Genomic DNA, 8,283 nt, shown 5'->3' on the forward strand with positions numbered 1-8,283 from the left:
CCCTACACCCCTTTATCCACGACTGCCGATACATCTTTGGACTTTGCCTGTACGGCATCCAACACTACTTTCATTTTACTTCCCAAAGAGCCCTTGATCAAAACGATGTCCCCAGCTGAAATATCGTGTAACAGCGGTGCCACCAGATCATTGGAACTGGTGCCATAACCGGCTTGTTTAGTGTTCGGAAGAACGTCAAATAAATATCGCATATTGGGACCGCACGCATATACCATATCAATGCCGTTCGCCAAGATATCATTTGCCAATTCAGCATGAATTTCAGGGGATTTTTCGCCTAATTCTCTCATATCTCCCAAAACTGCGATTTTTCTCCCGCCATGGGGGATTGTATGGCGCCCCAACACTCGAAAGGCCGCCTGCATAGCGACAGGACTGGCATTGTAACTCTCATCAATAACCTTGAACGAACCACCGTCACAGGGAACCTCAATTACCGCCCCTCTGCCGCTCGGTGCGACCATCGTTCCTAAAGAGTGACAGGCCTGCTGCAAATTTCCACCCAAGGATTTTACAATCCCTAAAACACCCAAAATATTTTGCACCCAGTGACGCCCCGGAACGGACAGTGTAAATGCATGTCTTTCACCTGAGACATCTGCTGTAATACTGCTGCTAGTGGGCAATAATTCGACTTCTTCAAGATGAATTGTGGCAGAAGGTGACTCGCCGAAATAGGCGATTTCAAAACCGCCTGCTTTTTCTGCTTCTTTTGTCAAAATGGGACAATGGGTATCATCAGCGTTAAGCAGAAGAAGGCCGTTCTCTTCGATCCCCTCGCAGATTTCGGCTTTAGCCAGAGCGATTTCATCTGTGCTGTTAAAAAACTCTGTATGCGCGGCGGCGATCGCCGTGATCATCGCAATATGAGGGCGAACCATGCGCGATAACGGCCCTATTTCGCCGGGATGGTTCATACCCAGCTCGAATATGCCATATTCAGCGTCGACAGGCATCCTTGACAGCGATAAAGGGACGCCCCAATGATTGTTGAAACTACCCACACTGCAATGGGTCCGGCCCTGCTGCTTCAGAATATGCGCAAGTGTTTCTTTGGTACTGGTTTTACCCACACTGCCCGTAATCGCAACGATTTTTGCCCGGCTTCGCTGCCGAGAAGCGCGCGCAAGATCTTCCATACCGGCCTGAGTATCAGGAACCAATACAAGCCTGCGGCAGTACTTCGCTGACAATCCCTCTGGAATATGATCAACGATCGCGGCACTGGCGCCGTTTGCAAGCGCCTGCTCAACATAATCATGGCCATCGTTATTCGGGCCAACAATAGCAATGAACAAGTCTTCCTTTTGTACAGAACGGCTATCAATCGTGACGCCATTTGCAAGCCAGGAAGTATCGTCACAGGTACCTTTTGTGGCGGCAAGTATTTCGGATGCGGACCAAAGCGGTGCAGCCATCATTTCCCCGCCTCCAATCGGCTTGTGATCCGCTGGGCCACTTCTTTATCGTTAAAAGGAATGACCGTATCCCCAATAATTTGGCCGCTTTCATGTCCTTTTCCGGCAATCAGGACGATATCATCATTTGCCGCACGGCTTAGCGCTTCATGAATGGCCTTTTCCCGATCAGCAAATTCTTTGGCTTGCGGGCATGCAGCCAGTATTTCAGATCGGATCTGGGCAGCATTTTCAGTTCTTGGATTATCGTCAGTCACATAGACAATATCTGCAAATTCTGCGGCCACTCGTCCCATTACAGGGCGCTTGGTTTTGTCCCGGTCACCACCGCATCCAATTATTGCATGGATAGCGCCATGCGCATGCGGCCGCAATGCTTTCAGGACTGTCTCCAATGCGTCCGGCGTATGGGCAAAATCAACATAGACGTCAGCTCCGGCAGGTGTTTTAGACACCAGCTCCATTCGGCCCGGCACATTCCCAACTGTTGGCAACACTGACAATGCACTTGCGAAATCCCCCCCGGCACTTATAATCAAGCCCAGCGCACAAAGCATGTTCATTGCCTGAAATTCGCCAGCAACTTTGAGTTCAACCACGCAGCGGTTCCCAAAAGCTTCCAATGTAATATCCTGCCCGGCGCCGTGCGACGTTACATCCAGTATTTTTAACTGATCGCCAGAATGACCGTAGCTGAGGACGGACAGACCGCGCGTTTCGGCGGCATCCTTAAATCGGAAATAATCAGGAACATCCGCGTTCAGAACAGCTGCTCCACCAACGGCAACAACACGATCAACCAAGCCTAGCTTGGCTTTCAGATAATCTTCTTTGCTTTCATGGTAATCAAGATGATCATGGGTAAGGTTTGTAAACCCTCCCGCACAAATTTCGATCCCGTCAAGCCGGTTTTGATCGAGCCCATGGCTGGACGCCTCAAGTGCAAGATGCGTCACCCCTTCATCAACTAAATAAGCCAACTTTTTATGAAGTAAAACAGGCTCTGGCGTCGTGTAATTTAGAGGCAGCGTCTGATGCGCTGTAACAACGCCCAATGTTCCCAGACTTGCTGCCTGTAATCCAAGCCCCTGCCAAATTTCCCGAACAAAATGAGCCACAGATGTTTTGCCATTTGTCCCGGTCACCGCAACGACTGTTTGGGGGACCTTTTTATAAAAGCGTGCAGCAAGAAACGCGAGCTCCCGCCGGGGATTATCAACCTGATGACAGTATATAGGGCAATCCGACGGCTCGTATCCGCTATCCGTTAGGATGGCAATGGCACCCTGTTCAACCGCCGATTTTATATAATTTCGACCATCCAGACCTGTTCCAACGAGGGCGGCAAAGATATAGCCAGGGGCAACCTCACGGCTGTCTGCGGTCAATCCCTTTACGTCAACGTCGTTTGCCAGATGGCTCGGATCTATTTGCAGGAGATCAGAAAGTTTCATGTTTCTTCTCCCGTGAGTAAATTGGAATATGCAAGGCTTTTTGGACAGAAGGGCTTTCCTCATCCATCGGCTTAATCTTCAAAATAGGGGCGATCCGGGTGATCACCCGGCTGACAATCGGGGCCGTCGTCCAACCCGCGCTTCTGAAACCATAAGTGGAGGAATTACCCTTAGGTTCATCCAGCATGGCAAACACAACATAACGGGGATCGTTCATTGGAAACGCACTGACAAAAGACGTAATCAAAGCATCTCTCTTATATCGCCCATTAACCGCTTTTTCCGCAGTACCTGTTTTCCCGCCAACCAGATACCCAGTTGCGGCCGCTTTTTTACCAGTTCCTTTTTCCACAACAAGTCTCATCAACCGGCGGACAACATCTGAAACCTGTTTGCGAATAACCTGCTTGCTTTCCACCGAAGCGTCACTGTTCTTTTTCAAGATTGTTGGCTGCACCAATTGCCCGCCATTTACGATCGCACCAATCGCGGCACTGAGTTGAAGCGGGCTCACCGATAGGCCATGTCCATACGAAATAGTCATGGTCTCAAGCCTATTCCAACGAGGCGGCAAAATTGGGGCGCCAACTTCAGGAAGTTCAATCACCGGTTTGTCCAACAGTCCCAATCGGCGCAAGAACGCCTTATGTCTCTTTGGACCGATGGCTTCTGCCATTTTTGCTGTCCCGATATTGGACGAGTACATGTAGATTTCCGGAACGGACAACCATCTTTTCTTGGCATGGTCATCCCGAATCCTAAATCCGGCGATCCGAATAGGATTGGTCGCATCATATCCATCGCGCAGGGAAACCGAACGGTGCTCCAACGCCATCGCTGTTGTGAAAGTCTTAAACGTGGACCCCATCTCGTAAACACCAAGGGTCGTTTTGTTAAACTTACTATCAACCGGATAGTCTTTTGGCCGATTGGGATCGAAGTCCGGCAGGGATGCCATCGCCACCACTTCACCGGTTGTAACATCCAAGACCATGCCCGACGCCCCGATCGCCCGGAATACGGACATATACTGCGCAAGCTCATCTCGAAGGGCATGCTGTACACGCACGTCAACGGACAAGTTTATTCCGGCCTGCTTCGTGCCATTTTTTCCAGCCAGCTGATCGTCAAAATATTTCTCCGCACCGGCGATGCCGTTATTGTCAATATCGGTATAGCCGATCATATGAGACACAAGTGAGCCAAGCGGATAGAACCGTTTTTCTTCATCTTCAAAAAACAACCCAGGAATACCCAAATCATTGACGGCCCGGTGTTGTGCAGGCGTCAAATGTCGCTTGATCCAGACGAAATTCCGTTTTGCCGATAATTTTGTGGAGAGTGATGCTTCATTCAAATCATCAAATACGCCGCGCAGCTTTTGGACGGCGTAATCAACATTTAGAATTTTCCGGGGATCCGCATACAAAGAAACTGTATTAAGGGTCGTTGCCAGCAAAACCCCATTTCGATCATAGATTTCCGCACGCGCCCCCAAGGGTTGGCTAATTCCGGTTTTTTTCGGGGCAATATTGGCAACCTCTTCCTCAGTGCCAATCCCGCTCCAGGCAAGACCCACCAACCGCCCGGCAAGCACAACAAAGCAAAAAGCGAATAAAAAGCCCGCCACAACCAAACGGTTACGGCCCTGCTCCAACGTTTCTTTTGCACTCCCTTCCAAATGAATGGACGTTTTGTTGCGGCTTACAGTGAAACGGCCATCCGCATCCATATTGCCATGGGTTAAAACGGGAAAAGGATCGCCGCTCATTTGACGATCCTCGCTGCCTGATTGTTTTTCTTAAATGCCGCCAAATGCATAGGCCCCCGAACAGGTGGCTTGGACTGCCATTTTTTCAGGCCGGGGCGTTTACGCGGCACTGGTATCGCTTTCGTCGAAACCATGTAAGGATCAATCGCCCTTCGCGGGACTTCTCCCAAAGTCGCCACCTGATGAGGCGATACGAGTAGCAACGGCAGATATTTGGCCGCCAAGGCCTGTAATTTTTCCGGCCTGTTTTCATAAGCCCATTCAGCTTTCAAAATACGAATTGCCTGCTTGTTCTTGGAAATATCTCTCCGCAACTCGCTCAAATCCTTCTCCAGCTGCTGTGTTTCGTAATACAGCTGATAAGGAATGTAGGACACGATGGCGATGGCGATAACCATGGCAAGTGTAATTGTTCTTTTCATGCCACATCTCCCCAGACGGGAGCCTCAGTACGCACAGCCCCACGCAAGCGGGCAGAGCGTGACCGGGGATTTTGTGACGCTTCGTCTTCGCGCGCCTTGATTGCGCCGCGCTTCACCAATTTAAAAGACGGCGCGGGTCCATCTTCCCCTGGCGGCAAATGGCGAGAGGGATTGGCCCGTGCTGAAGACCGTTCTGTCAGGAATTTCTTCACCCGGCGATCTTCCAGACTGTGAAAAGACACAACAGCCAGACGACCACCCGGCGCCAGCAATTTCTCTGCCGCCGCCAAACCCTGATCAAGCTGACCCAACTCATCATTTACATATATTCTCAGGGCCTGAAACGTACGGGTTGCAGGGTTAATCCCCTTCCCCGTAGGACGCACCACTGTTGCGACCGCGTCGGCCAGCTCCAATGTGGAGGAAAAAGGCTTCTCCTGCCGCCGAGCAACCAGAACCTTGGCGATTGCACGGGACCGGCGTTCTTCACCATAGTGGAAAATAATGCGGGCCAGTTCGGCTTCTGATTCAGAATTCACCACATCTGCGGCCGTTGGTCCATCTGCAGACATTCGCATATCAAGGGGCCCATCCCGCATAAACGAGAACCCACGCTCTGCTTCATCGATCTGCATGGAGGAAACACCAATATCCAGCGCAATTCCGTCAACCGCAGAAACACCCACCTTTGCCAACAGCGCCTGCATATCGGCGTAACAGCCCTCCAGCACTTGCAATCGGCCCGGGAACTCCTTCTCCATCACCCGCCCCATAGCAATGGCGCGGGGATCCCGATCAATGCCGTAGACCTTACAGTCAGACGCTTCGAGGATCGCGCGACTGTAACCACCAGCCCCGAAAGTGCCATCAACAATAACCTCACCGGATGCCGGCATCAAAACGTCAAGAACTTCATTTAAAAGAACAGAAATATGCGGACGGTCAGTCATTTGCACCCTCCACCATCCGGGCTGACTTACGGGCTCTTTTTGCCCGGGCGCGTTCTTTCGCTGCCGCGATGTTTGCCTCGTAAGCCTTTGGCTCCCAAATACGGAAACTATCACCCCGCCCCGCGAAAACACAGGCATCCTGAATACCAGCAGCCCGCAACATTTCCAGGGGGATAACAATTCGCCCGTCGCCATCGATCGGCAATTCGACAGACTCGGCCATCAACACATCCGCATCAGAATCCTGCTCTTCTGAATACAGGTCCAGACGACCAAGACTTTCCAGCAAACCTTCCATGACATCCATGCCACAAGCGTTGATCGCGTCGCCCCCGATAGTCGGAAACAGGATGACAGTCGTATAGCCTTTTTCTGCCAAGGTCGCACGAAAGCGGGCTGGCACGGACACCCTCCCCTTCTTATCAACCTTGTTTAAATATTTAGACAGAAACAGGGCCATCAAGCCTCACCCTCAAAAAACTCCCTCTCCCACCGGTCAAAACCGAAATATATGGTACTGACATGGTATACTATGGAATATCATGGAATTATATGTCCGTCAATGGAGATATGCCGAAAAACCTTGGATTTACAGGCATTTCAAATAAATGACGAAGTAACGATTTTAAGTTTTTCTTAACCATTATTTTCACCACACAAGAACTTGTGCCGAATAATTACGTTTTCTCTAATTGACCACAATGTTCATCTTTTGTTCTTATTAAGTTGAGTGAAAAATGAGGACCAAGTAGAAAGACGTTTCTTGAAGCCGGATGTGAAATATATTTTTAAGTGAGGGTTTAAATACGAAAAATAGACCCTAAGTCTAGAATCGTTCTAAACTAATTTTCTATCATGAAAGCCAAAAGGGGAACAGAATGAGCAAAATCGATATTGGCATTAATTCAAACGATATGGATAAGATCGCAGATGGTTTGAAGCATTTGCTCGCGGATTCCTACACCCTTTACCTGCAAACCCACAATTTCCACTGGAACGTAACAGGGCCGAAATTCAGGGATTTGCATTTGATGTTTGAGGAACACTACACGGAACTGGCCGTCGCAGTTGATGACATTGCGGAGAGAATTCGCACCTTGGGGGTTGCGGCTCCGGGCACCTACAAAGCCTTTAACGAACTCAGTGCGATCGAAGAAATAGACGGTGTCCCTGATGCCGAGGAAATGGTTTCAATCCTCAACAAGGGTCACGAACAAGTTGTACGAACATGCCGGAAAGTCTTGGCCGTCGCACAGGAGGCGGACGACGAGTCCACTGCGGCATTGGTTTCCGATCGTATGAGGATCCACGAAAAAACCGCCTGGATGCTCCGATCACTCCTGAAATAAAGGAAGAGGGCGCGGCATTATCAGCTGCGCCCCTTCCTTTCTTTCTGGGTCAAACCTGATATAAGCAGGCATGACTGAAATTTATATCGACGCAGATGCGTGTCCTGTCAAAGACGAAATCTACCGCGTAGCCGGCCGCCACAACCTGAAAACGTTTGTTGTCAGCAACAGCTGGATGCGGATCCCTCCGAGTGAATTGATCGAGCAAATTGTTGTCGATGATGGTTTTGATGCCGCTGACAACTGGATCGCTGAGAAAGTAACGGATCAGGATGTGGTTATCACCTCCGACATTCCGTTGGCGGACCGGTGTTTGAAGAAATCAGCGATCGTCCTCAATTCATCAGGGAAACCTTTTACAAATCAGTCTATTGGCATGTCTTTGGCAATGCGTGACCTGAACGCACATTTGCGGGAAACTGGTGAAATCTCAGGATATAATGCCGCTTTCACGAAAAAAGACAGATCCAGTTTCCTGAACAATCTGGAGAATATACTGCAAAAACTGAAAAAAGGTCAGCGCCCCCGGTTTTAACGGTCAGGAGTTCTAATGGAGGATTTCAGACCTCTCATGGGATTTCCCATGCTTTTCTTCCTGTTCCTGTCGATAATCGCTTAACGTACCATCCAGGGTTCGTTCGATTATCTCTTCCAGCGCACGGGCAGTATTGACCCGCCCCATGTAAACATAATCAGCCCCCGCCTCGTAAATATCTTTGGCGTTCAGTGGTTGCTCGGCATTGGAAATAACAATAGCGTCCGGATTGATCTGGCGAATGGTTTGAACAAGTTTATGGTTGCTTGTGCCGCGCAGAATATCGTCAGAAATCGTTGCGACAACGACCTTTGCTTTTTCAATGCCTGAATGACTGAGTGTTTGTTCACTAGCAAGATCACC

The 8,283-nt window shown here is 49.8% G+C and carries 9 protein-coding genes; 2 read left to right on the forward strand and 7 right to left on the reverse strand.

Annotated elements, in window-relative coordinates; all coding sequences use genetic code 11:
• Positions 1-2 precede the first annotated feature (2 nt).
• From ACJAYR_RS06795 to ACJAYR_RS06820, 6 genes are read right to left on the reverse strand one after another with little or no spacing between them, the layout of a single operon-like run.
• Positions 3-1,442 (reverse strand): UDP-N-acetylmuramoyl-tripeptide--D-alanyl-D-alanine ligase, encoded by a 1,440-nt coding sequence (locus tag ACJAYR_RS06795; RefSeq protein WP_415235890.1) that lies wholly within the window; start codon positions 1,440-1,442, stop codon positions 3-5.
• Positions 1,439-2,893, reverse strand: coding sequence for a UDP-N-acetylmuramoyl-L-alanyl-D-glutamate--2,6-diaminopimelate ligase (locus tag ACJAYR_RS06800; RefSeq protein ID WP_415235891.1), 1,455 nt, complete (start codon positions 2,891-2,893; stop codon positions 1,439-1,441). Before ACJAYR_RS06800 ends, ACJAYR_RS06795 begins: the two co-directional genes overlap by 4 nt.
• Complete coding sequence (locus tag ACJAYR_RS06805; RefSeq protein ID WP_415235892.1) at positions 2,880-4,664, reverse strand: peptidoglycan D,D-transpeptidase FtsI family protein; 1,785 nt, start codon at positions 4,662-4,664, stop codon at positions 2,880-2,882. The genes ACJAYR_RS06800 and ACJAYR_RS06805 overlap by 14 nt, the downstream gene beginning before the upstream one ends.
• Positions 4,661-5,086 carry a hypothetical protein gene (locus ACJAYR_RS06810; RefSeq protein WP_415235893.1) on the reverse strand — a complete coding sequence of 142 codons (426 nt, stop codon included), beginning with the start codon at positions 5,084-5,086 and terminating at the stop codon, positions 4,661-4,663. The genes ACJAYR_RS06805 and ACJAYR_RS06810 overlap by 4 nt, the downstream gene beginning before the upstream one ends.
• Complete coding sequence (gene rsmH / locus ACJAYR_RS06815; RefSeq protein WP_415235894.1) at positions 5,083-6,036, reverse strand: 16S rRNA (cytosine(1402)-N(4))-methyltransferase RsmH; 954 nt, start codon at positions 6,034-6,036, stop codon at positions 5,083-5,085. The genes ACJAYR_RS06810 and rsmH overlap by 4 nt, the downstream gene beginning before the upstream one ends.
• Entirely contained in the window at positions 6,029-6,496 is a 468-nt protein-coding gene (locus ACJAYR_RS06820) for a division/cell wall cluster transcriptional repressor MraZ (protein WP_415235895.1), read from the reverse strand. The genes rsmH and ACJAYR_RS06820 overlap by 8 nt, the downstream gene beginning before the upstream one ends.
• 418 nt (positions 6,497-6,914) lie before the next feature.
• Between ACJAYR_RS06820 and ACJAYR_RS06825 the strand changes: the two genes are divergently transcribed.
• Both ACJAYR_RS06825 and ACJAYR_RS06830 read left to right on the forward strand, forming a co-directional pair.
• The gene (locus ACJAYR_RS06825) at positions 6,915-7,385 is read left to right on the forward strand and encodes a Dps family protein (protein ID WP_415235896.1); all 471 of its coding nucleotides are present in this window, start codon (positions 6,915-6,917) and stop codon (positions 7,383-7,385) included.
• A gap of 70 nt (positions 7,386-7,455) precedes the next feature.
• Positions 7,456-7,920, forward strand: a complete 465-nt coding sequence (locus ACJAYR_RS06830) for a YaiI/YqxD family protein (RefSeq protein WP_169542822.1) — start codon at positions 7,456-7,458, stop codon at positions 7,918-7,920.
• Positions 7,921-7,932: 12 nt separating this feature from the next.
• On the opposite strand, the gene ACJAYR_RS06835 is transcribed toward ACJAYR_RS06830, so the two are convergent.
• Positions 7,933-8,283 (reverse strand): NAD-binding protein (locus ACJAYR_RS06835; RefSeq protein ID WP_415235897.1); only part of this gene is annotated, 351 nt, incomplete at its 5' end.

It is taken from the genome of Sneathiella sp. (genome assembly GCF_047631475.1).
Lineage (GTDB): Bacteria > Pseudomonadota > Alphaproteobacteria > Sneathiellales > Sneathiellaceae > Sneathiella.

What these genes read in the sequence shown, in the direction of transcription:
- ACJAYR_RS06795 (WP_415235890.1), bottom strand. Translation starts at nt 1,442, where the DNA reads ATGATGGCTGCACCGCTTTGGTCCGCATCCGAAATACTTGCCGCCACA.
- ACJAYR_RS06820 (WP_415235895.1), bottom strand. Translation starts at nt 6,496, where the DNA reads ATGGCCCTGTTTCTGTCTAAATATTTAAACAAGGTTGATAAGAAGGGG.
- rsmH (WP_415235894.1), bottom strand. Translation starts at nt 6,036, where the DNA reads ATGACTGACCGTCCGCATATTTCTGTTCTTTTAAATGAAGTTCTTGAC.
- ACJAYR_RS06830 (WP_169542822.1), top strand. Translation starts at nt 7,456, where the DNA reads ATGACTGAAATTTATATCGACGCAGATGCGTGTCCTGTCAAAGACGAA.
- ACJAYR_RS06805 (WP_415235892.1), bottom strand. Translation starts at nt 4,664, where the DNA reads ATGAGCGGCGATCCTTTTCCCGTTTTAACCCATGGCAATATGGATGCG.
- ACJAYR_RS06810 (WP_415235893.1), bottom strand. Translation starts at nt 5,086, where the DNA reads ATGAAAAGAACAATTACACTTGCCATGGTTATCGCCATCGCCATCGTG.
- ACJAYR_RS06800 (WP_415235891.1), bottom strand. Translation starts at nt 2,893, where the DNA reads ATGAAACTTTCTGATCTCCTGCAAATAGATCCGAGCCATCTGGCAAAC.
- ACJAYR_RS06825 (WP_415235896.1), top strand. Translation starts at nt 6,915, where the DNA reads ATGAGCAAAATCGATATTGGCATTAATTCAAACGATATGGATAAGATC.